The sequence below is a fragment of the Paucihalobacter ruber genome (assembly GCF_006494535.1).
Classification (GTDB): Bacteria; Bacteroidota; Bacteroidia; order Flavobacteriales; family Flavobacteriaceae; genus Paucihalobacter; species Paucihalobacter ruber.
Window position 1 is genome coordinate 373,505 of the sequence record NZ_VHIQ01000002.1, and the last position, 24,718, is coordinate 398,222.

Annotated in this window: 19 protein-coding genes; 14 read left to right on the forward strand and 5 right to left on the reverse strand. The window is 36.7% G+C overall.

What is annotated here, in order from left to right:
* The first annotated feature begins 47 nt into the window (after positions 1–47).
* On the forward strand, positions 48–2,075 hold the full coding sequence (locus FJ651_RS05215; protein ID WP_140989380.1) for a glutamine--tRNA ligase/YqeY domain fusion protein: 2,028 nt from the start codon (positions 48–50) through the stop codon (positions 2,073–2,075).
* A 38-nt stretch (positions 2,076–2,113) separates the two neighbouring features.
* On the opposite strand, the gene FJ651_RS05220 is transcribed toward FJ651_RS05215, so the two are convergent.
* On the reverse strand, positions 2,114–3,052 hold the full coding sequence (locus FJ651_RS05220; protein WP_140989382.1) for an SPFH domain-containing protein: 939 nt from the start codon (positions 3,050–3,052) through the stop codon (positions 2,114–2,116).
* Positions 3,053–3,124: 72 nt separating this feature from the next.
* On the opposite strand from FJ651_RS05220, the gene FJ651_RS05225 reads away from it, so the two are divergent.
* A complete protein-coding gene (locus tag FJ651_RS05225) occupies positions 3,125–3,808 on the forward strand; it encodes a porin family protein (protein WP_140989383.1) in 684 nt (227 codons plus the stop codon).
* Here FJ651_RS05225 and gltX read toward each other — a convergent pair.
* Positions 3,805–5,322 carry a glutamate--tRNA ligase gene (gene gltX / locus FJ651_RS05230; protein WP_140989385.1) on the reverse strand — a complete coding sequence of 506 codons (1,518 nt, stop codon included), beginning with the start codon at positions 5,320–5,322 and terminating at the stop codon, positions 3,805–3,807. The two genes, FJ651_RS05225 and gltX, sit on opposite strands and share 4 nt — an antisense overlap.
* A gap of 193 nt (positions 5,323–5,515) precedes the next feature.
* On the opposite strand from gltX, the gene FJ651_RS05235 reads away from it, so the two are divergent.
* Positions 5,516–6,637, forward strand: a complete 1,122-nt coding sequence (locus tag FJ651_RS05235; protein WP_140989387.1) for an ATP-binding protein — start codon at positions 5,516–5,518, stop codon at positions 6,635–6,637.
* A gap of 44 nt (positions 6,638–6,681) precedes the next feature.
* Here the strand turns inward: FJ651_RS05235 and FJ651_RS05240 are convergent, their stop codons facing one another.
* Positions 6,682–7,728 (reverse strand): alkane 1-monooxygenase, encoded by a 1,047-nt coding sequence (locus FJ651_RS05240; RefSeq protein WP_140989389.1) that lies wholly within the window; start codon positions 7,726–7,728, stop codon positions 6,682–6,684.
* Between the two features lie 133 nt (positions 7,729–7,861).
* Here FJ651_RS05240 and FJ651_RS05245 point away from each other — a divergent pair, with 133 nt between their 5' ends.
* The 5 genes from FJ651_RS05245 (at position 7,862) to FJ651_RS05265 (ending at position 15,220) form a co-directional block, all read left to right on the forward strand.
* Positions 7,862–11,260, forward strand: a complete 3,399-nt coding sequence (locus FJ651_RS05245) for a DUF4175 family protein (RefSeq protein WP_140989391.1) — start codon at positions 7,862–7,864, stop codon at positions 11,258–11,260.
* On the forward strand, positions 11,253–11,660 hold the full coding sequence (ybeY, locus tag FJ651_RS05250; RefSeq protein WP_140989393.1) for an rRNA maturation RNase YbeY: 408 nt from the start codon (positions 11,253–11,255) through the stop codon (positions 11,658–11,660). The genes FJ651_RS05245 and ybeY overlap by 8 nt, the downstream gene beginning before the upstream one ends.
* Positions 11,661–11,715: 55 nt before the next feature.
* A complete protein-coding gene (mnmG, locus tag FJ651_RS05255) occupies positions 11,716–13,593 on the forward strand; it encodes a tRNA uridine-5-carboxymethylaminomethyl(34) synthesis enzyme MnmG (protein WP_140989395.1) in 1,878 nt (625 codons plus the stop codon).
* 48 nt (positions 13,594–13,641) lie between these two features.
* Positions 13,642–14,502, forward strand: coding sequence for a class I SAM-dependent methyltransferase (locus FJ651_RS05260; protein WP_140989396.1), 861 nt, complete (start codon positions 13,642–13,644; stop codon positions 14,500–14,502).
* A gap of 202 nt (positions 14,503–14,704) precedes the next feature.
* Positions 14,705–15,220: an OmpH family outer membrane protein gene (locus FJ651_RS05265; protein ID WP_140989398.1), complete on the forward strand. Its 516-nt coding sequence runs from the start codon at positions 14,705–14,707 to the stop codon at positions 15,218–15,220.
* A gap of 26 nt (positions 15,221–15,246) precedes the next feature.
* Here FJ651_RS05265 and FJ651_RS05270 read toward each other — a convergent pair whose 3' ends face one another.
* On the reverse strand, positions 15,247–16,407 hold the full coding sequence (locus FJ651_RS05270) for a DNA polymerase III subunit (RefSeq protein WP_140989400.1): 1,161 nt from the start codon (positions 16,405–16,407) through the stop codon (positions 15,247–15,249).
* A gap of 74 nt (positions 16,408–16,481) precedes the next feature.
* Between FJ651_RS05270 and FJ651_RS05275 the strand changes: the two genes are divergently transcribed.
* From FJ651_RS05275 to FJ651_RS05285, 3 genes are read left to right on the forward strand one after another with little or no spacing between them, the layout of a single operon-like run.
* Positions 16,482–17,669 carry a phosphoglycerate kinase gene (locus FJ651_RS05275; protein WP_140989402.1) on the forward strand — a complete coding sequence of 396 codons (1,188 nt, stop codon included), beginning with the start codon at positions 16,482–16,484 and terminating at the stop codon, positions 17,667–17,669.
* Positions 17,670–17,729: 60 nt separating this feature from the next.
* Positions 17,730–19,280: a lytic transglycosylase domain-containing protein gene (locus tag FJ651_RS05280; protein WP_140989404.1), complete on the forward strand. Its 1,551-nt coding sequence runs from the start codon at positions 17,730–17,732 to the stop codon at positions 19,278–19,280.
* A 20-nt stretch (positions 19,281–19,300) separates the two neighbouring features.
* Complete coding sequence (locus tag FJ651_RS05285; RefSeq protein WP_140989405.1) at positions 19,301–20,275, forward strand: DUF4837 family protein; 975 nt, start codon at positions 19,301–19,303, stop codon at positions 20,273–20,275.
* Between the two features lie 53 nt (positions 20,276–20,328).
* Here FJ651_RS05285 and FJ651_RS05290 read toward each other — a convergent pair whose 3' ends face one another.
* Positions 20,329–20,517 (reverse strand): Sec-independent protein translocase subunit TatA/TatB, encoded by a 189-nt coding sequence (locus FJ651_RS05290; protein WP_140989407.1) that lies wholly within the window; start codon positions 20,515–20,517, stop codon positions 20,329–20,331.
* A 113-nt stretch (positions 20,518–20,630) separates the two neighbouring features.
* Between FJ651_RS05290 and FJ651_RS05295 the strand changes: the two genes are divergently transcribed.
* The 3 genes from FJ651_RS05295 to FJ651_RS05305 are packed head-to-tail and all read left to right on the forward strand — an operon-like array spanning position 20,631 to position 24,714.
* The gene (locus FJ651_RS05295) at positions 20,631–21,494 is read left to right on the forward strand and encodes a M23 family metallopeptidase (RefSeq protein WP_140989409.1); all 864 of its coding nucleotides are present in this window, start codon (positions 20,631–20,633) and stop codon (positions 21,492–21,494) included.
* On the forward strand, positions 21,495–22,997 hold the full coding sequence (locus FJ651_RS05300; RefSeq protein WP_140989411.1) for a GH3 auxin-responsive promoter family protein: 1,503 nt from the start codon (positions 21,495–21,497) through the stop codon (positions 22,995–22,997).
* Between the two features lie 28 nt (positions 22,998–23,025).
* On the forward strand, positions 23,026–24,714 hold the full coding sequence (locus FJ651_RS05305) for a DUF6909 family protein (protein ID WP_140989413.1): 1,689 nt from the start codon (positions 23,026–23,028) through the stop codon (positions 24,712–24,714).
* Positions 24,715–24,718 lie beyond the last annotated feature (4 nt).

Sequence of the window (24,718 nt, forward strand, 5' to 3'; positions counted from 1 at the left end):
ATTACCTAATTTTGCACTCGCATTCGTGCTATTTAAAGCTATTGTTTATGTCAGAGGAGTACAAATCGCTCAATTTTTTAGAGCAAATTATAGAGGAAGATCTTAAAAACGGCTTACCGCAGTCTAAACTCAGATTTAGATTTCCACCCGAACCTAATGGTTACTTACACATCGGGCATACCAAAGCCATTGGAATTAGCTTTGGATTAGGTTTAAAATACAATGCACCTGTTAATTTAAGATTTGACGATACCAATCCGGCTAAAGAAGAGCAAGAATATGTAGATGCCATCAAACGCGATGTGGCCTGGTTAGGATATCAGTGGGAAAATGAGTTGTATTCATCAGATTACTTCAAGCAGCTATACGATTGGGCGGTTTTAATGATAAAAGAAAACAAGGCTTATGTAGATTCGCAAAGCAGCGAAGCCATGGCCGAGCAAAAAGGTACACCAACTGAACCCGGTGTTGACGGACCTTTCAGAAATAGAAGTGTAGCTGAAAACATCGATTTGTTTGAACGCATGAAAAACGGTGAGTTCGACGAAGGCACGCACGTATTACGAGCTAAAATAGACATGAAGCATCCCAATATGCTCATGCGCGATCCTATTATGTATCGCATTTTGAAAAAGCATCACCACCGCACCGGAAACGATTGGTGTATCTACCCCATGTACGATTGGACACATGGCGAAAGCGATTATATTGAGCAAATCTCGCATTCTTTATGTTCGTTAGAGTTTAAACCTCACAGAGAGTTATATGATTGGTTTAAAGAACAGGTGTTTGAATATTCAAAAGATGCATTACCCATGTTGCCAAAACAAAGGGAATTTGCGCGTTTGAATTTAAGCTACACCATTATGAGCAAGCGTAAGCTGCTTAAATTGGTTGAAGAAAATTATGTGAATGGCTGGGACGATCCGCGAATGCCAACCATTTCTGGATTAAGACGTCGCGGTTATACACCGGCAGCAATAAGAGAATTTATTGATCGCGTGGGTGTTGCCAAGCGCGAAAATGTGATAGACGTGTCGTTATTAGAATTTTGTATTCGCGAAGACTTAAATAAAACCGCGCCAAGGGTGATGGCAGTTTTAGACCCCGTAAAGCTAATAATTGACAATTATCCTGAAGACAAAGTTGAATGGCTAGAGGCAGAGAACAGTCAAGAAGACGAAAGTGCCGGCTTTAGAAAAGTTCCCTTTTCAAAAACCCTTTATATTGAAAGAGAAGACTTTAAAGAACAAGCCAATAGTAAATATTTCAGATTGAGTTTAGGCAAGGAAGTAAGGTTAAAAAACGCTTATATTATTAAAGGCGAAAGCGTAGTAAAAGATAACCAAGGTAACATTACCGAAATACATTGTTCTTACGATCCTGACAGTTTAAGCGGCAGTGGTACCGAAGCCAGTTTACGTAAAGTAAAAGGCACCTTACATTGGGTGTCTGTAGCACATGCCGTAAAAGCCGAAGTGCGTGAGTACGATAGATTGTTTATGGATGAGGCACCAGACGCACATGCCGATAAGGACTTTTTAGAGTTTATCAATCCTAATTCGTTAAATATTATTGAAGCCTTTGTTGAGCCTAGTTTAGAAGAGGCTGAAGTAGGTGATAGATTTCAGTTTCAGCGTTTGGGTTATTTTAATGTTGATGACGATAGCTCACCCGAAAATTTAGTATTCAACAAAACAGTAGGCTTGCGCGATACCTGGGCCAAACAGGAACAAGCGCAAGAGCAGCCACAGAAATCTGAAAATAATGTTTCAAAACAACCAGAAAGACCGGCTATTGAGATTATTAAACAACTAGGTAAAAAGTACACCAATTTGCCTGAAGAAAAGCAGGAAAAAGCCAAGGCTGAAATTTTGGAACTTGCTAAATCCGTCATTTACGAAGATGTGCAACCACTGTTTAATACGGCCGCAAAAAAAACGGGAACGCGTATTGCGGCAGCACTTACCTTAAGTGTAATGTTACAACAAAATTTAGTCAAAAATGATGACATAGAGGCCTTTATTGCATCGTGTAAGGCCGACGAAAATTCGATGCTGAATAATATTTTTTAATTTCCGTACTGGCAGGTCGCGACCTGCCAGTACGATTTTTATTGTTTTTTATTTTTTAATCCCTGCTCTCGTTCCTGGCGTTTAATAATTTCACCAATTTGGTTACTGGCCGTAAAACTGGCCACCATTTGGTTGAGCATATCGCTACCGGCTTGTGGCGAATTTGGTAGTAGAATTAAATTACTATTGGTTTCTTCACCTAAAGATTGCAAGGTATCGTAATGTTGAGTAACCACAATTAATGCGGAAGCTTCTTGTGAGTTGATACCAACCCGATTTAAAACCTCAACCGATTCTTCTAAACCACGTGCAATTTCACGACGCTGGTCGGCAATACCTTGGCCTTGTAATCGTTTGCTTTCGGCTTCGGCTTTGGCTTTTTCGACGATTAGAATGCGTTGCGCATCACCTTCGTATTGAGCCGCAATTTTTTCGCGCTCAGAAGCATTAATTCGGTTCATGGCAGCTTTTACCTGCGCATCGGGATCAATATCGGTTACTAGCGTTTTGATGATATCAAAGCCGTAATCGGTCATGTAATCGTTCAGTTCAGCCTTAACCGCATTGGCGATGTCATCCTTTCTAACAAATACGTCATCTAATTTCATTTTAGGTACTTCGGCTCTGATCACGTCAAATACAAAACTGGTGATTTGCTCGTGAGGATAGTCCAAGCGATAAAAGGCATCGTAAACCTTTTCTCTAATTACCATGTATTGTACAGAGACTTTCAGTTTTACAAACACATCATCAAGTGTTTTAGTTTCAACAAGCACATCTAATTGCTGAATTTTTAAACTCAATCTACCGGCAACTCGGTCTACCAAAGGAATTTTTATATTTAAGCCAGACTGTCTAATACTGTGAAATCTACCAAAGCGTTCAATAATGGCGGCAGTTTGCTGTCTTACAACAAAGAGAGACGACAGTAAAATAACAACGGATAGAAATAGAACCACATAAATAATAATACTCATAACTTATAAATTTTAGTGTTTTATGAACAGATGACTAATTTACGTTATATTTATCCAATTAAACAGGATTAAATGGCAAATATCTTTCGTTTTATATTAGTAGTAGGATGTATACTTTTTGTTACAAATACCAATGCACAACACAAACGCTATGCTATTCAAAATGGTATTGGAATTTTTGGAGGGCTTACACAATTTGATATCATTACCGATAATTTTCAAACAAAAGCCAGCTCAGGATGGATTGGTGGTTTATCGGCCAATGTTGATATTCCGCATAAATGGTATAATGTGAGTTATGTTATTCAACTGTCTGAAAATAATGTAAATATCAGCGCGTCACCACAAGGTAACTTGACGACTGAAGAAGTGGAGTACAAAATGACAGCCGCACAAATAGGTTTACTTATGCATATTAAGCTGGCAAACCGTTATTTAACAGTTGATGTTGGCCCCATGCTGCAATACAGTGGCGAGCTGGAACTAAAAGATAAAAGTCAGGAAAATTACGTGCTCACCGGTTACACCAATTTAACGGCTAAAGATATTTCAAACATCAATAAATTTAATGCTAACGGTGTGGTTGGATTAACGGCGGGATTCGACAATTTTAGACTTCGGGCGCATTATATTTACGGTTTTACCAACATGCTCAACAACCTTAATAAAGATGGTTTAGATGTAAGCGGAAACAGTACCGACAAGTTCAAGGGCAACCAATCTATGCTGGTTTTTGGTGCCTTCTTTCTGTTTTAAATAGTTTCGATAAACGCTTGAATTCTCTTTGAGGTTTCGTGCTTTCCAATCATAAAAATAATTTGAAACACATCGGGTCCTTGCAAGGCACCAACCAAACTGATTCGCAAAGGCATCATCACCTTTCCGAAACTAATATTTTGTTGGGTAATCCAGTTTTTAACTTCAGATTGATAGGCTTCGGCGGTATCTGATTCTACATTTTTAATGATTGACATCACTTCTGTTAACAGCGATTTAGTGTCATCTTTCACAGCTTTTTTAACGGCACTGTCATCGTAATTTGATGGTGCCTGAAAGAAATAGTGACTCAATTCCCAAAAATCTGAAGTGAAGTTGGCACGCTCTTTAATTAATCCCACAACCATGGTAATATAAGCGTTGTCGACCGTACTTAATTCGGCTTGTGATTGCTTAAATTGTTCGGCAAGTATTTCATTATTTTGTGTTTGCATATAATGATGATTGAACCACTTGGTTTTATCGGGATCAAATCTGGCACCGGATTTATGAACACGCTCCAAATCAAAACTTGCGATTAATTCATCCATACTAAAAATTTCCTGCTCCGTACCGGGATTCCAACCCAATAACGCCAAAAAATTAACAACGGCTTCAGGAAAAAAGCCACTTTCTCTATAACCGGAAGAGACTTCGCCTGTTTGCGGGTCTTTCCATTCTAAAGGAAACACCGGAAAGCCCATTTTATCGCCATCGCGTTTGCTAAGTTTACCTTTTCCTGTTGGTTTTAAAATAAGTGACAGGTGTGCAAATTGTGGTGGTGTCCAGCCAAAAGCATCGTATAACTGATAATGTAAGGCCAAAGATGGCAACCATTCTTCACCGCGAATTACGTGGGTAATTTCCATTAAATGGTCGTCTACAATATTGGCTAAATGATAGGTGGGCATACCATCGCTTTTAAACAAAACTTTGTCGTCTAATATGTTAGTATCGATTTCAATATCGCCTCTAATGATATCTTGCAAATGCAATTTTTGGTTTTCGGGCGATTTAAATCTAATCACATAGTCTTCACCCGAATTAATTTTGGCTTCAACCACTTCTTTTTCCAAAATCAAAGAGTTCACCAGCTTGCCTTTTGCGCGATTGTGCCAGTTATAGATAAAGGTTTTGCCTTGTGCCTCATGATTTTTTCGGTGCTCGTCAAGCGCGTCGGCAGTATCAAAAGCATAATAGGCTTTACCTTCTTTAACTAGTTGCTCGGCATACCGACTGTAAATGTGTTTGCGCTCACTTTGCTTGTATGGACTAAATTCGCCATTTTTGTTGGGTCCTTCATCTATAGTGATACCGCACCATTCAAGTGCTTCAACGATATATTGTTCTGCACCCGGTACAAATCTGTTTTGGTCGGTATCTTCAATTCGTAATATAAAAGTACCGTTGTTTTTTTTCGCAAATAGATAATTAAATAAGGCCGTTCTCAATCCGCCAATATGTAATGGTCCGGTTGGGCTTGGCGCAAAGCGCACTCTTACAGCTTTTGTCATGCTTATTAGATTTTGGTGGCAAAGATAATAAGTAAGCGATAGTTAATCCGGTTTTTTAGTTTTTTACTACTTGCAAAATATCTAATAACCCCTTATTTTTTATTAAATTCTACATATTTAGCTAAATAATGCGATTTAAATCGACAAATTTGGCTAAATTTGTAGAATATGAGAGCTTTTAAATTTTGGAAAGATGATTTATAGAACCTTACAAAAACAAATCTTGGATAGGTGGAACGACAATAAAATCATTATTGTAACAGGTCCCAGACAGGTTGGTAAAACCACTTTATTAAAGAAAATTTGTAAAGATAAAGGAGACTTTCTTTTTTTGAATGGTGATGATGCCACAGTACAAAATTATTTAAAGGACTTTTCTAAGACAAAGTGGCAAAATTTGTTAGGACAAAATAAAACGGTTTTTATAGACGAAGCTCAACGCATTGAGAATATTGGATTAGGGGTAAAGATTATTTATGACGAATTACCGGGTGTAAAAGTGATTGTTTCAGGTTCTTCAGCGATAGACATCAATTCAAAAATTAAAGAGCCATTAACTGGAAGGAAATGGGAGTTTTCTATGTATCCTATATCATGGGAAGAGTGGATTAATCACAATAACTTTTTGGAAGCCTATGGCGATTTAGAAAACAGGATGTTGTTTGGTATGTATCCAGATGTTGTATCGAACGAGGCTGATAAAATTGCTATATTAATGGAACTAACCGGAAGCTATTTGTTCAAGGATCTACTCCAATATGACGGTATTAGAAACACTAAGTTACTAAACGATTTATTAAAAGCATTAGCACTTCAATTGGGCAACGAAGTTTCTTTTAATGAATTAGCGCAATTACTTCAGGTAGATAGAGCCACAGTAGAAAAATACATTGATTTGTTAGAAAAGTCCTTTGTGATTTTTAAACTCCAAGCACTTAATAAAAACCAACGCAATGAAATTAAAAATTCAAGAAAAATTTACTTTTTCGACAACGGAGTAAGAAATGCTATTATAAATAATTTTAATCCTTTAAACCTTCGAAATGATACCGGAGCACTTTGGGAAAATTTTTTAATGGCTGAGCGTATTAAAAAAATTGCTTATCAGCCTTTATACGTATCGCAATATTTTTGGCGAAATTATTATGGTCAAGAAGTAGATTATGTGGAAGACCAAAACGGAAATTATCATGCCTATGAGTTTAAATGGAATGACAAACGAAAGGCAAAATTACCTATTGCTTTCCAAAAAAGTTATCCTAACAGTACTTTTAAAGTTGTGAACAAAACAAATTTTGATGAATTTGTGCTTTGATATGAAGTAGCTTCTGCAGAAACATGAAAGGGTAATTCCCCAATCTAGTTTTTAAGAACCATTTCTCTGGGAATTCGTTTATTCATGACTTTAAACCAAAGCGGCGGCACTAAAGCCAATACCATCGAGGTTGGATAACCAAAAGGCATTTGCGGACTTTCCTCGTGGCAATCTAAAACTTGATACTTTTTTGAAGATTTGTAATGATGATCGCTGTGACGTGTGAGTTCGTAAAGCACAATTCTGCCAACTACGTGATTGGAGTTCCAGGAGTGAATTTCGCTAACGCGCTCATATCGGCCTGAGGATTTTTTAAGCCTGATAAGACCGTAATGTTCTATATAATTAACAGTTTCCAAAAGAATAAATCCGCCAATTCCGGCTGCAAACGCAAACAATAGCACTTTTGGTCCAAAAACAAACAGCACAGTCAGTAAATACGCAATTTGAAAAATGGCATACCACAACATATCATTATATACTGAGAAGAATGAGCGGTTTTGGGTTTTTAGCAACTTTAACTGAAGGTTCCAGGCGCTAAAATACTGTCTAATGCTTGAAGTTAACCAAAAACTGTAAACACTTTGATTGTATCTGGCGGTTGCCGGATCTTCAGGTGTTGCGGCATGTAAATGATGTCCAAAGTTGTGCTCTATATAAAAATGCATATAATGCGAAGGCAATAATAATAGCTTACCTAAAAACCGTTCATTTGTTTGTTGCCGATGGCCAAGTTCATGAGCTACATTAATGCCGTTAACGCCCAAAACAATTCCAACCGAAAACACCAATCCTACCAATTCGTAAGTCATTAAATGATGGCTAGCAACTGCGTTAAAACTGTAAAATAACAGCGCGAATACAATAGGTACATTGAGATACAGCAGCCAATCAAAAACGCGTTGTTTTGACTTACTTTCGGCAGATTCTCGAGATAAATTCTCGTGGTCTAACGGAAGTAATACCTCTAAAAAAGGGATCAACACAAAAGCATAAACAGGAGTTGCATAGGTCCATAAACCCTTGAGACTTATTCCCAAAAAACAAATTATTGGAATAGAGAAAGCCGCTAAATATTTTAAGTCGCGCATAAATAAACAATTACAATGGTCTTAAAAGTAGTTCGTTTACTCGAAATTAACAGAATCTTACCAAATTTAAGTAATTTAGGCTTAAAATAAAATTGTAGTTTAGTAGTTTGTATAAAACCACTTAAGACCCAAATTGAACAATTTTAAAATCATACAGTCAAAATTAGAGCAGTTTATAAAACGGTATTACGTTAATGAACTTATCAAAGGTGCTATTTTGTTTTTTGCCGCCGGATTGATGTATTTTATTTTAACGCTGCTCATCGAGTATTTTTTATGGTTGAATACGGGTTTGCGAACCTTGCTGTTTTGGTTATTTGTAGTAGTAGAGATCGCGCTGTTGGCAAAGTTTATAGTTTGGCCTTTGCTCAAGCTTTTCAAACTTCAAAAAGGCATTGATTACGAGCAAGCCTCTAAAATTATTGGCAGTCATTTTCCTGAGGTTAACGACAAACTGCTTAATGTTCTCCAGCTAAAAAGTCAACCTAAAGAAAGTGAATTACTTTTGGCAAGTATCAATCAGAAATCGGCAGAGTTAAGTCCGGTACCGTTTCATTTCGCAGTTAATTTTAAAAACAATACTAGGTATTTAAAGTATGCCATCATTCCGGTAATGATTGTTTTACTGTCGTATGCTACGGGTAAGTTTAACTGGTTTAGCGACAGTTATGAGCGTGTTGTAAATTATAAAACGGCCTATGAACCGCCTGCGCCATTTCAGTTTTTTGTTTTAAACGAATCGCTTCAGGCTTTAGAATCTAAACCATTTACCATTAAAGTGAATACGGTAGGCGATGTAGTACCTGAAAATCCGCAAATTCACTTTAACGGAAACGCCTATTTTTTAAAACAACTGTCTCCCGGGGAATTCGAGTTCACAATGACTCAACCCAAGGTTGGTACCGAATTTTATTTTTCGGCAAACGATGTGCAATCTAAAAGCTACAATCTGTCGGTTTTAAACGTACCCGCTTTAACCGGGTTCGAAATGGTTTTAAATTATCCCAATCACACTAATAAACCTTCAGAAACACTCAAAAGTACTGGAAATGCCGTTATCCCCGAAGGCACCAAAGTCACTTGGCAGATGAAAACAAAAGCCACAGACGCTATTAGTATTTATAGTACAGACACTTTGAATTTTAACCGAGAAGGTAACAATACCTTCACTGCCGAGAGGCGTGTATTTAAAAATTACGATTATAACATTAGTATAAGTAATAACAACTTAAAAAATTACGAGAGTCTAGCCTTTAACTTAAAAGTAGTAAGAGATGCCTATCCCGAAATTAACCTGAAGCACGAAATTGATAGTTTAGACGGACAAAGTTTGTATTTCTATGGCCAGGTAAGTGATGATTATGGCCTTAGAAAACTACAATTGGTATACTATCCTTCAGGTGAAGAAAACATTAAGAAAATTGAGACTATCGCCGTCGGTACTTCCAATTTTAGTGAGTTTGTAAGTGCTTTTCCCAATCAGCTTCAAATAGAACCCGGTATTAGTTACGAGCTATATTTCGAGGTGTTTGATAACGATGCAGTTAATAATTTTAAAAGTGCAAAAAGCAGCACTTTTACTTATAGAAAACGCACCCAAGATGAAGAAGAAGACAAGCAATTGCAGCAACAGAATGAAACCATAAAAGGATTAAATCAATCTTTTGAAAAGCTTCAGGAACAAGACAAAAAGCTTCAGGAAATTACCAAAACCCAAATTGAAAAAGACCAGCTAAATTTTAACGACAAAAAGAAGCTGGAAGAGTTTTTAGAGCGTCAGGCACAGCAAGAACAGATGATGCAAAATTTTAACGAAAAGCTGCAGAAAAACCTCGAAGAATTTCAACAAGACAATCAGGAAAAGGATCTTTTTAAAGAATCGTTGAAGGAACGCCTCAAAGAAAACGAAAATAAACTCAAACAAGACGAAAAGCTACTCAAAGAACTTGAGGAGCTAAAAGATAAAATCAATAAAGAAGAGTTTAATCAGAAACTCGAAGAGCTGGCTAAGCAAAATCAAAACAAAAAACGAAGTCTTCAGCAATTATTAGAACTGACCAAGCGCTTTTATGTTTCTAAAAAACAGGAAAAATTGGCCAAAGATCTTGAGAAATTGGCCAAAGAGCAAGAATCATTAGCCGACAAGCCTGACAAGGAAAATAACGCGGAAAAGCAAGAGGAATTAAATAAGTCTTTTGAAGAATTTCAAAAGCAAATGGAGGAGTTGATCAAAGAAAATCAAGAACTCAAAAAACCAATGCCAATAGAGCAGAACAAGCCCGAGGAGGAAAGTATTAAGCAAGATCAAAAAGAAGCCCAAAAAAACCTGGAGCAACAACAAGAACAGAAGGAAAAAGATGATCAGCAAGGTGCTGAACAAAGCAGAGAAAAGGCAAAGCAACAGCAAAAGAAGGCAGCCAAAAAAATGAAGCAAATGGCCGAGCAAATGATGCAATCCATGCAAATGGCCGGCGGCGAACAGATGTCTGAAGACATCAGGGTGTTAAGACAAATATTAGACAATGTGGTGTTGTTTTCGTTTAGACAGGAAGATTTAATGGAGAGATTCAGGGGCATTGAAACCAACCATAACAATTACGGAAAATTTGTTGTCAATCAAAAGAATTTACGCGAACATTTTGAACATGTAGACGATAGTTTGTTTGCGCTATCTCTCAGACAACCAGCGCTTTCAGAAGAAATAAACAAACAAATCACTGATGTTTACTTTAATATAGACAAGTCTTTGGATGCCTTGAGCGAAAATCAGCTATACCAAGGAATAGCATCGCAGCAATATGCCGTTACAGCCACAAATAATTTGGCAAATTTTTTAAGTGATGTTTTAGATAACATGGAGTCTCAAATGAATGCTTCGGGGAGTGGTCAGGGACAAGATCAGGGTGAGCCCTTACCAGATATTATTATGAGTCAGGAAGAGCTTAACAAAATGATGGAAGAAGGCTTAAAAGAAAGCGAAAAGGGCAAACCCGATCAAGGGGAAAACGGTGAAGAAGGTAAAGAAGGTGAATCCAAAGAAGGCAGTGAAGGTAAAGAAGGAGAGCAAGGCGAAGGACAACAAAACGGACAGGGAGAAGGAGATGATATTAACGGTAACGAAGAACTTAACGGTAAACTGTTTGAAATATATCAGCAGCAACAAAAGCTTAGAAAGGCACTTGAAGATAAAATAGGAAAAGACGGTAATAGCGGTAAAATTAGCGAGCTCATCGAAAAAATGGAAGAGGTTGAATTAGACTTAATCAACAAAGGATTTACCAATCAAACTTTACAAAAAATGATGGCTCTAAAATACGAATTACTAAAGCTTGAAAACGCCACTTTTCAACAAGGTGAAGACGATAAGAGAGAGTCTCAAACCAATAGAAATACTTTTAATAATAGCGCGACTAATCAAATTCCAACCGCTAGAGAATATTTCAATACCACTGAAATTTTAAACAGACAAGCCTTACCTTTGCGCGAGTTTTATAAAAAACGCGTACAGGATTATTTTAAAAGAAATGATTAATTTTTTTGCTGAAACCGAATTCCAATTGAAGGGCGAGGATAAAATTTCAGCTTGGATCAATAACGCCATTACCGCTGAAAATAAGATTGAAGGCGAGATTAATTTCATTTTCGTTAACGACGATTATTTATTAGACTTAAACGAAAAGTTTCTCAATCATGATACATTAACCGACATTATTACCTTTGACAATTCAGTAGGAAATATATTACATGCCGATATTTATATTTCAACCGAAAGAGTTCAGGATAATGCAACGGATTTTAAGGTGAGTTTTCAAGAAGAACTGCACAGGGTAATGATACACGGCGTACTTCATTTAGCTGGCTATGGAGATAAAACAGATGATGAGGTGGCGGTTATGCGAGCCCGCGAAAATCATTATTTGGAAAGATTATAAATAATTTAATTGGCGTATATTTGCAGCCAAATTTAATGTTCCACGTGAAACAAAAATGAGTTTATTTCAAGACACATACGATGTAATTGTAGTTGGCGCTGGTCATGCCGGTAGTGAAGCCGCTGCGGCTGCTGCCAACATGGGCTGTTCAACTCTGTTAATTACAATGAATTTGCAAAACATTGCCCAAATGTCGTGTAATCCCGCTATGGGAGGCATTGCGAAAGGGCAAATTGTTCGCGAGATAGACGCATTGGGTGGTTATAGCGGCATTGTTAGTGATACTTCGGCAATACAGTTTAAAATGCTGAACAAAAGTAAAGGTCCGGCTATGTGGAGTCCGCGAGTTCAAAGCGACCGAATGCGGTTTGCAGAAGACTGGAGGTTGTTATTGGAGAAAACACCAAATCTTGATTTTTATCAGGAAATGGTGTCGGCCTTACTGGTTGATAAGGATAAAGTAGTTGGTGTTAGAACTTCCCTTGGAATTGAAATAAAAGCAAAGAGTGTTGTTCTTACCAATGGCACTTTTTTAAACGGATTGATCCATATAGGGGATAAGAATTTTGGTGGTGGTAGAGCAGGCGAGAAAGCGGCAACGGGTATTACCGAGCAACTGGTAGATTTTGGTTTTGATTCGGGCAGAATGAAGACAGGAACACCACCAAGGGTTGACGGACGCTCTTTAGATTATTCCAAAATGGAAGAACAACCCGGTGATGAGCATCCGGCTAAGTTTTCATTTTTAGATATCACTAAGCCACTAACACATCAACGCTCTTGCCATATGACCTACACAAGTCCGGAGGTGCACGATTTGTTGCGCGAAGGTTTTGACCGTTCGCCTATGTTTAATGGAAGAATACAGAGTTTAGGTCCGCGATATTGCCCTTCAATAGAGGATAAAATTAATCGCTTTGCTGATAAGGAACGCCATCAAATTTTTGTAGAACCTGAAGGTTGGAATACCATTGAAGTGTATGTCAACGGTTTTTCAACATCTCTTCCCGAAGACGTGCAGTTTAAAGCCTTAAGAAGCGTAAAGGGTTTTGAACGGGTGAAGTTTTTTAGGGCAGGATATGCCATAGAATACGATTATTTTCCGCCAACACAGTTGATGCATACATTAGAAACCAAGTTAATTTCAGGATTGTATTTTGCAGGTCAAATTAATGGCACTACAGGTTATGAAGAAGCCGCATCACAAGGTTTAATGGCAGGGATTAATGCTGCTTTAAAAGTTAAAGAAAGGGAGCCGTTTATTTTAAAACGAAATGAAGCTTATATAGGTGTTTTAATAGATGATTTAATCACCAAAGGAACCGAGGAACCATATAGGATGTTTACTTCACGTGCGGAATATAGAACCTTGTTGAGACAAGATAATGCCGATTTTAGATTAACGCCCAAAGGGTATGAGTTAGGATTGGCTTCAGAAAAGCGTTTAAGACGCATGGAAAAAAAGCTAGCCAATTCTGAAGCGTTTGTACAGTTCTTTAAAGATACCAGCGTTAAACCTGAAGAGATCAACCCAATTTTAGAAGAAAAGGATTCGTCAACAATGAACCAATCTGATAAAATGTTTAAAATATTTTCCAGACCTAATATTTCATTTGACGATATGGTTAAAATACCATCGGTTAAGGATTATGTGGTAGCGCATCAATTAGACGATGAGGTCATTGAACAAACCGAAATTCAGGTAAAATATTCGGGTTATATAGAAAAAGAAAAGAATAATGCCGATAAGTTGAATAGGCTCGAAGATATAAAAATCCCAAAGAATTTCGATTACTCAAAAATAAAATCCATGAGTTATGAAGCTCGTGAAAAACTTAGTAAAATTCGTCCGATTACCGTATCTCAGGCATCTAGAATAAGTGGTGTTTCACCTAATGATGTTTCGGTATTATTGGTGTACATGGGAAGATAATTTATAAGTTCCACGTGGAACAAGTGGTTAAAATTACCCTTTAAAGCGGTGTCGAAAACAAAGCAAAACCATATCAAAGTTAAAGATCACGCTGTTTCAGGTGAAGACTTTTTATTGGTTTTCGATGCAAATTACTGTCTTTATAAAACCACCCCACAACCAGATTATTTAAAATTACCCGAATATTATAAGAGTGATGATTATATTTCTCATACAGATTATAAGAGAGATTTAAAGGAAAAACTATATCACACCGTTAAGCAATTTGCTTTAAAGAAGAAATTAAAGCTCATCAATAATTTTCAAACCGAAGCTAAAGCCTTATTAGATTTTGGTTGCGGTACTGGAGATTTTTTAAAAGTGTGCCAAAAGAACGGTTGGGAAGTTACGGGAATTGAACCTAATCAAAAGGCCAGAGATATTTCCAATCAAAAATTAAAAAATAAAGTATTTGATGTTGCTCAGTTAAGCCAATTAAAAAACAATAGCTTTGATGTAATTACCCTTTGGCATGTTTTAGAACATTTACCAAACTATAAACAGGATTTGGAAATATTAAAAAAGCTTTTAAAGCCCCAAGGCGTTTTGATAATTGCGGTTCCAAATTTTGAAAGTTTCGACGCAAAATACTATCAATCTTTTTGGGCGGCATGGGACGTACCCAGACATCTTTGGCATTTTTCTCAGTTTTCAATTTCAAAATTGTTCGAAGAATTGCATATGAGAGTATATAAAACCAAGCCTATGTATTTTGATGCATTTTATGTGAGTTTACTATCTGAGTATTACAAAACCGGAAAGCATAATTATATCAAGTCTTTTTTTATAGGATTGCGCTCAAACATGTCGGCTTTAAAAACCGGCGAGTATTCTTCACTCATTTATGTTGTAAAAAAGAACAAAATTTAAAATAAGGCGTTTTAAGCGCTATTTTGGCTTCTAGATGAACAATGACCTGAAAAATTTTAAAAACGCCCGTAATTAAAAACTATGCAAGCCGATTTTAATAAGTTTTGTTAATGATAGTTTCTGAAACCATAAAACATGTCAATATAAAACTTTTAGTTGTTTTGACTGTTAACTTTTATACATTTGCAAAAATTTTAACCAAATGAAAAAAATATTAATAGTACTTGCCTTGGCTTTATCGTTTTCTTGCCAGCAAGAGAGTAAAGTCGGTTTTGTAGATAACGGCGAATTGATTAATGGCTATCAAATGAAAATTGATATTGAAGCTAAATACGAAGGCATCAATCAAAGTTTCACTAAGAGAATGGATAGTTTAAGTCAGGAGTTTCAAAAAGAGGTAATGCAGTTTCAATCAAAACAACAAAGTATGTCTCAAAAGGAATTGGAAGAGATCTATCAAATGTTAGGACAAAAACAACAGCAATTACAACAGCAGTATCAAGTTGAGCAACAAGAACTTGAAAAGGCCTTTCAAACCGAAATCGATACCGTTATTTCTCAAGTAAAAGATTTTGTAAAGCAATACGGCAAAGACAATAAATACAAATATATATTAGGAAGTAACGAAGCCGGTAGCGTGATTTATGGAGAAGAATCTTCAAACATAACAAAAGTTATTTTGGAAGCGCTAAATACCAAATACGAATCTAAAAAATAATCAAAATTAAAATATATAATTTAAAGTCAGGTAGTTGCCTGACTTTTTTTATGCAGTAAGCGCGTTAATTTTATTGATAAATCAGTGAGTACGATTTTTGAATTGGCGTTGCGTTCTATATGATAAATGGCCTCTTCTAAAGATTGTATGATTTCCAAAATGTTATTTTGATTAACAAATGGCGCAAAATTAGAAAGCTTAAATCCTTCAGTTTTCGATTCCATATAAACAAGCGGTTTGGCGTTGTAGTTGAGAAGCATGGCTTGTCTAAAGAGCTCAATGCAGAAGTTTAGAAATTGTTTTTGTGTTTCTCTCCCTGTCTTTGAAATATCTTCGCTCCAACCTATCAAGTCATGTATGGCTTGTTTATTGCCTTTCGCCCTAAAGGCCGCTCTAACCCAAAACACAAACCAATTTTCAAATTGTAAATCTTCGCTGTCTTGATATACCAAATCACAGGCCTTGTTATAATTGCCATTGGCCTGATTGGCAATCTTAGCAGCAACCGATTTTTCAATATTAAACTGATTAACCAAACCATCTTCTATCACTTGTTGCGATAACGGCGGAAAATGCAGCACCTGACAGCGAGACCTAATAGTGTTAATAATTTGTGACTCGTCTTCAGCAATTAAAATAAAAACTGTTTTGTCTGGCGGCTCTTCAATAAGTTTCAATAATTTGTTGGCACAAGCGATATTCATTTTTTCTGCCATCCAGATAATCATGAATTTGTATCCGCCTTCATATGATTTTAGAGATAATTTTTTAACAATATCCTGTGCTTCGTCCACGCCAATTTGCCCTTGTTTGTTATCAACGCCTAAAATTTTGTACCAGTCAAATAAATTTCCATAAGGTTGTTCATTTAAAAGCTTGCGCCACTCTTCCATAAAATTATTTGATACCGGATGGTTTTTCACGCTGTTTGTGGTAGTAACCGGAAAGGCAAAATGCAAATCGGGATGCCCAAAATTTTTAAACTTTAGGTTGCAACTTTCGTTGCCGGAATTGTTTTCAGAAGTATTGTTACAAATAACATATTGCGCATAAGCAATAGCCATTGGTAAAGTGCCAACACCTTCTTTTCCTACGAATAACTGCGCATGTGGAATTCTGCCATGATCAGCACTATTAGTAAGGTGATTTTTGATGTGGGTTTGGCCTAAAATTTCTGAAAACAACATAGCACAAAGATAATAGAAATGACCAAGTTTAATAAAACGGAAAACTTTATCTTTGTGTTTTAAACTCATACCAAATGACAACAATAGACGATTTTAATTTTAAGAATAAAAAAGCATTAATTAGAGTAGATTTTAATGTGCCCTTAAACGAAGCATTTGAAGTAACCGATGCTACCAGAATAACCGCAGCCAAGCCAACAATTGTAAAAATTCTAGAAGATGGCGGTAGCTGTGTGTTAATGTCGCATTTAGGGAGGCCAAAAGGAGTTCAGGAAGAGTTTTCACTTAAACATATTGTAAAGGAACTTGAGCACAAAATTGGCGTACAGGTGCAATTTGTAAATGATTGCGTTGGTGCTGAAGCTGAAGCAGCAGTAGCTAATCTTAAGCCCGGTGGCGTTATTCTCCTGGAGAATTTAAGGTTTTATAAAGAAGAAGAAAAGGGCGATGAAGCTTTTGCCGAAAAGCTATCTAAATTAGGCGATATCTATGTAAACGATGCCTTCGGAACAGCTCATAGAGCCCATGCCTCAACTACTATTGTGGCTAAATTTTTCCCAAACACTAAATGTTTTGGTTATTTATTAGCTCAGGAAATTGTGAGTATAGACAAAGTTTTAAACAACAGCGAAAAACCGGTATTAGCCGTATTAGGAGGCGCAAAAGTTTCATCAAAAATTACCGTTATTGAAAATATTTTAAGTAAGGTAGACCATTTAATTATTGGCGGCGGTATGACTTATACTTTCATTAAAGCACAAGGTGGCAATGTTGGCGATTCTATTTGTGAAACAGACAAAACAGATTTGGCCTTAGAAATTCTTGAAAAAGCCAAAGCCCATAACGTTCAGGTGCACATTCCGGTTGATGTTGTAGCCGCTGATAGTTTTTCAAACGACGCCAATACTCGAGTAGTAGACGTTGACAAAATTCCAGATGGCTGGCAAGGTTTAGATGCCGGTCCAAGAACACTCGAAATTTTTGATAAAGTTGTTAACCAGTGTAAAACTATTTTATGGAATGGACCACTTGGTGTTTTTGAAATGTCAAATTTTGCAAAAGGTACCATTGCCTTAGGAAACTCTATTGCCAACGCCACTAAAAATGGCGCATTCTCTCTTGTTGGTGGCGGTGATTCTGTGGCTGCAGTAAAACAATTTGGTTTTGAACATAAAGTAAGTTATGTAAGTACAGGCGGTGGCGCTATGCTCGAAAGTTTAGAAGGTATCACTTTACCGGGTATAGCCGCAATCATGGAATAATTTCTTATATTCGAAAAACAATATAACACGTAAAATACGTTGTTATGGAAAGCATATATCATGATTAAACCCCAAATTTTTATAATTGTTGTCCTTTTTGGTTGCTGGTCTTTTGCCCAAACCGATAAAACTGCGACCAAAAAGGATACCATTTTAGATGGTAAGTCTGTTACCGAAAAACAAATACCTCCAATTAAAGACAGTATAAATATCAAATTGTTTGCTGACGATTCCTTATCTCTGGATTTTGATAACCGATGGTTTAAGGAATTATACAGTACATCTTCATTTGACTCTATTTATAGTGCTGTTACAAATCTGGATGACGAAGTTATAGAATACCCGGAACTTTCAACAGACACCTTGAAAGCTCGTTTAGAGCGTCTTAACGCAAAAACACCTTTTAATGTAGAGTATAACCCGTCGCTGGAAGCCGTTATTAAGAGGTTTTTAAAAACCAGACGCAACTCACTTCAACGACAAATGGGTTTGAGCGAATATTATTTCCCATTATTTGAAGAAGTTTTAGACAAACATGATTTGCCATTGGAAATAAAATATTTAGCCATTGTAGAGTCTGCATTAAACCCAAGAGCCAAATCAAGAGTTGGCGCTACGGGCCTATGGCAATTTATGTTTCAAACTGGTAAACTGTACGATTTAAATGTAAGTAGTTATGTTGATGAGCGTAGTGACCCGATTAAATCAACCAACGCAGCAGCAAAATACCTTGCTAAATTGTATGAAATATTTGGTGATTGGGATTTGGCTCTGGCGGCTTACAACTCGGGCCCGGGAAATGTAACCAAAGCCATTAGACGCTCTGGTGGATATGAAAACTATTGGAATATTAGAAATAATTTACCACGTGAAACCGCAGGTTATTTGCCTGCTTTTTTAGCAACCATGTATATTTATGAATATGCTGAAGATCACGGATTTGTGCCACATAAACCTCAATTCAGGCATTTTGAAACAGACACTGTTCATGTGAAACAAATGATCTCATTTGATCATATTGCCGAAATTACCGGTATTGACATAGAAACCATTCAATTTTTAAACCCGTCTTACAAGCTCGATATCATACCAAAAACTGAACGCCAGCCTTATGTGCTAGAATTGCCCCTTGAGGCTGTTGGGTTATTTGTTAGTAACGAAGAAGCTATTTATGCCTATGCCGAAGAGCAATTTAATAGACGAGAAAAACCACTACCACAATTATTTAATAATGATACTAAAATTACCCATGTAGTTCGAAGTGGTGAGTTTTTAGGGAAAATAGCCAGACAATATAGCGTAGGGATAAACCAAATTAAACAGTGGAATGGTTTGCGCAATAACGATTTAAGAGTTGGCCAACGATTAACTATTTATCCACGTGGTTCCGCACCACCTGCCAGCACGGCTAAAAAAGTTACGACCCCAAACGCTAATAGTACTACTAAAGCCAACACAACCTCTAAAAGTACATACACCGTAAAACAAGGCGATTCACTTTGGAGTATTTCGCAAAAGTTTCCGGGAGTGTCGGTAGATAACTTAAAAAAATGGAACAATCTTTCAGGGAATAACTTAAAAGTAGGTATGGTTCTTGCGGTGTCTGAGTAAAATTAATAAATCCATCATATATGTCTAAGCTAGCTTATTCGTTTTTAATCCTATTGCTGTTGTTTTCTTGTGAAGAAAAAGATCCTAAACAGCGCACCATTACGGCCTCATCAGGAAACATTAATAATTTAAATGTCATTGCCGACAATGATCTATGGGAAGGTGCTGTTGGCGAGGCCATAAGAGATTTATTAGCGGCACCTTACGTTGGTTTGCCACAAGACGAACCTATGTTTTCTATCAATCAAATGCCACCCGAAGTATTTAGCGGTTTTGCCGCAAAAAACCGAATTGTTCTAAAAATTGAAACTAATAAAGAGCCACAGACGGTTGTTAAACTCAATTTATTTGCAAAACCTCAAACTGTTGTTGTGGTTGGTGGTAAAGATGAAGGAGAAATCTTAGAGCAATTATCCACAAACGGCACAATCATTTTGGAGGCGCTTAAAAAACAAGAATTGGTTGAGAAGCAAGGCCGCATCGGCATTTCGTTAAAAGAAACAACTCAGATAGAAGAGCAACTGGGCATTACACTTAATTTCCCATCGGTTTACAGATATGCCAAAAATGAAGATAATTTCTTTTGGATAAGAAAAACCCTAACCACAGGAACCTTAGATTTTATACTTTATCAAGTGCCTTTAGACAGTATTAGACCCGGTGATAGTACGGTGATAGATATTATAAAAATCAGAGATTTTTACGGTGAAAAATATATTGAAGGTGATAAACCTGAGGCTTATATGAGTACAGAAATGGCTTATTCACCTTACATCTTTCAAACTAATATAGATGGCAAACCAACTATTGAAACCAGAGGTGTTTGGCGCATGAAGAACGATTTTATGGGCGGGCCATTTGTAAACTACGCTATAGAAGACAAGGCAAACAACCGCTATATCATTGCCGAAGGCTATGTTTATGCGCCATCTGTTAAAAAGCGAGACTATGTGCATGAAATAGAAGCCATTTTAACATCAATAAAATTCAAATAAAAAAACGTCAACTTGAAGCAAGTTGACGTTTATTAAATTCCGTTAAAGAAAAATTATTTCTTCACATCGCTGTTTGATGTGTCTTTGTCTTCTTTGCTGGCATCTTTAAATTCCTTGATACCGCTGCCTAAGCCTCGCATTAATTCAGGAATTTTCTTTCCTCCAAACAAAAGTAATACGGCAACAATTATTAAAACTACCTGCCATGGGCCCAACGCTAAAAAAATGTTTGATGCTATCATCTTCAATTAAATTAATGATGCAAAGTTAACAATTATAGTTGAATCTATGCGTTTTCAACTAAACTTTAGCTTTCGCAATAATAAATGGTTATTTTGGCTAATTTTGTAAATCTATGGCAGGAAAAAAAAGACGAAAAATATTAAAAAAGCTGTTTTCAAAATACCGCTTGGTTATTTTGAACGAAGATACTTTTGAAGAGCGCTTTGCCATAAAACTAACCAGGCTCAATGTTTTTGTGTTGATATCTTTGTCGGCCATTATTTTAATCGTACTTACAACCTTACTCATTGCCTTTACCAATCTAAGAGAATATATACCGGGATATTCATCAACCACACTAAAAAAACAAGCATTAGAACTCAGTTACAAAACAGATTCTCTGCAGCGTGTTTTGAGTATGAATGAGCAATATTACGCATCTATTAAAAAAGTTCTTACAGGCGATGTAGCCATGGTAGAATTCAACAAAGATTCTGTTTTAGAAGCTGCAAGAAATGAAGAACTCATAGAGCAGGTTTTGCGCAGTAAAGAAGATTCATTATTGAGAGAAAAGGTGAGTAAAGAAGATAAATTTAATGTTTTTGAAACCGAAGGCATTGCTTCAAATTTTGTACTTTTTCCACCCGTAAATGGCACTATTTCTGCACCGTATAATATAGAAGAAAAACACTTTGCAGTAGATATTTCTGTGCCAAAAGACACGCCGGTTAAGGCAGTGGCCGACGGTACCGTTATTTTTGCAGAATGGACAGCTGATACAGGCTATGTGTTAATTTTAGAACACAGTCAGGCACTTATTTCGGTGTATAAGCACAACCAATCGCTCAATAAATCTCAAGGAGATTTGGTAAAGGCCGGCGAGGTTATTGCCACTGCCGGGAGTACAGGCGAATATTCAACCGGTACGCACCTGCATTTTGAGTTGTGGAGCAAGGGCTACCCGGTAAACCCAACCAATTTTATTGATTTTGAATAAATGAGCAGTCTTAAAGCATTACTTGCAAAACCATTTGCCAAATACATTGTTTATAAAACCAAAAAATGGGTCAATCAACCGGCAAAATCTCAAGAACGCGTTTTTAAAAACCTAATTGATAATGCTCGTAATACTGCTTTTGGAAATGATCACCAGTTTGAAAAAATTAAAACCTTTAAAGACTTTGCTACCTTAGTTCCTGTTAGAGATTATGAAGATTTAAAGCCTTATATAGATCGAGTTGTTTCGGGAGAAGCAGATGTTCTTTGGAAAGGGAAGCCTATTTATTTTGCAAAAACTTCGGGCACTACATCGGGAGCAAAATACATTCCAATCACCAAAGAAAGCATGCCCTTTCATGTTGAGGCCGCTCGTAACGCCATTCTTCATTACATCAACGAAACGGGAAACACAAATTTTGTTGACGGCAAAATGATTTTTCTTCAGGGCAGTCCCGTATTAGAAGAGAAAAATGGAGTGCAGTTGGGAAGACTTTCTGGTATTGTTGCGCATTACGTTCCGCAGTATTTACAAAAAAACCGATTGCCATCATGGAATACAAATTGCATTGAAGACTGGGAAACTAAGGTAGATGCCATTGTAGACGAAACTATTAAAGAAAACATGATGGTGATTTCAGGTATTCCGTCATGGGTACAAATGTACTTTGAAAAACTAATTGAACGCAGTAAAAAACCCGTTGGAGAACTGTTTAAAAATTTCAATTTGTTTATTTATGGCGGCGTAAATTACGAACCATACAGAGCTAAATTTGAGGCTTTGATTGGCAGAAAAGTAGATAGTATAGAGTTATTTCCCGCAAGCGAAGGTTTTTTTGCCTATCAAGATAAGCAAAATGTAAAAGGTATGTTGTTATTGCTGAATTCGGGAATTTTTTTCGAGTTTATCAAGGCAGATGAATTTTATACTGAAAAGCCACAGCGTTTAACTATTTCAGAGGTTGAGGTCGACACCAATTATGTCATAATTATTTCTACCAATGCCGGTTTATGGGCCTATAATTTAGGTGATACAGTTCAGTTTACATCATTAAAACCTTACCGTGTGATTGTAACAGGAAGAATAAAACACTTTATTTCGGCCTTTGGTGAACACGTTATAGGCAAAGAAGTTGAGCAGGCCATGAATGAAGCGTTACAGCAAATCGATTTTCAAATTAGCGAGTTTACGGTGGCACCGCAAATTAATCCGGAATCTGGCCTGCCTTATCACGAGTGGTTGATTGAATTTGAGAAAACACCCGAGGATGTTCATCAATTAGTTCAAATTTTAGATCAATCAATTCAACTTCAAAATAGTTATTATAAAGATTTGATAGAGGGGAAAGTGTTGAAACCCCTTCAAATTACTTCTGTGAAACGCGACGGTTTTCAAACTTATATGAAATCGGTTGGAAAATTAGGAGGGCAAAACAAATTGCCAAGATTATCCAATGATCGACAGATTGCCGATGCTTTACATCGTTTACAATTAATCAAATAAATGTATATTTGCGGGTTAAAAATCTACAATGATTAAACAAAAAATTAACGGACGAACAAGAGCACAGGAAAGTACCAGCGCCATAGAGCGTATGTACATTACTATGAGACACTTGTTTAATCGCGGGTTTTACAAACCCATGGGTATTTCTGGGGAAACATTAAGAGAAGCCTTGTTGCTGCTTAGACCTGAAATTTATGGTACCATAGCAGAAGAAAAAACAGAGTTAGACGGGTTACTTTATGTAATAGATAGACTTCCGGAAGGTATAGAAGAGTGCCGGTTTATCAATCTCACCAGTGATGAGGGCTACTCAGAATCGCATTTTAAAGCCATTATTCCACCTAAAAGAAGAAGAAATTGCTATCGCATAGACGATGAGCAAATGAATATTGAAATCACCCGAGGCAGATCTGAAATTTACGACATACTAACGCATCTCACATTCTTGTTTATTGAATCGCATAAAATTGCTAAAAAAGTAATTATTTCAGAAGATGGTGCCACCACCAGAGATTGGATAAAGTTGGAGCAGGCGGTTGCCTCAGGCAACAAACTCACTTTGCAAGAGCGCGAAGTTGCCTTAACACACACAGGTAATATTTTAGGCCGAACTTTTCATGAATTAAAAGTAAGTCATGCGCAATTTGCCACTAAAGACAAACCAGAAAGGCTATTGCAAATTATATATTGGTTAGGAAAACTAGCCATTGAAGAAGTAATAGAGAATAAAAAACGAACCATTACATTTAGTCCGGTTTTAAGAGAACGTTTAGGGCATCATATCCATGGAGAAATATGGGCCGACAACATTAAAAGTGAGCTTAAAAAACTTAATTTGTTAGACAGGCCAGTACACATTATTAGCGCTAATATGCATAGTGTGATGAATGCATTTTTTGCCCCTGAAGCATTGAAAGCTGTTTTAAAAAACCAAAGCAACTTTAAAATGTATGAAGCCTTGAGTTTAGAAGAAAATGAAGCGCTTCGCAATAAAGTAAAAAAAGTAGCGTTGCAGAATGGAATGACGTTTATCCCGGATCAATCAGGGACTAATATAGACGTGCAAATTTTTGACACTTCAAAATTGAAGATAAGTGATTTAGATTTGCCGGTGAGCGAAAAAGTAGTTTCAAAAAACCAACCAGTTATCATTGTAATGGACTACGCTTTTGGAGAACAAGCCTATGAGACTATTGACGAGCTTCTAAAGCCCGTAAAAAACAATGGTGTAAAAACCCATTTAAATATAGAGTCTATTTCAATTATGGGGAAAGCCGGTATTTTAGATGGAAAAAAAGGAGATGTGATGATACCTTCGGCACACATTTTTGAAGGTACAGCCGATAATTACCCGTTTAAAAACGAACTTTCCAAAAACGATTTGCAAGCCTGTGATGTTGATATTTTTGAAGGCACCATGGTAACAGTATTGGGTACATCACTTCAAAATAAAGATATTTTAAAATTCTTTAAAGACTCTACATGGAATGTAATAGGTCTTGAAATGGAAGGTGTACACTACCAAAAGGCCATTCAGGCGGCTTCTAAAATAAGGTCTAGCATCAACGAAAATGTTAAAGTAAGGTACGCCTATTACGCTAGTGACAACCCATTAGAAACCGGCAGTACTTTAGCCTCCGGCGGATTAGGAACTACCGGCGTAAAACCAACTTACGTCATCACGAGAAAAATAATAGAACAAATACTTAACTAACTTA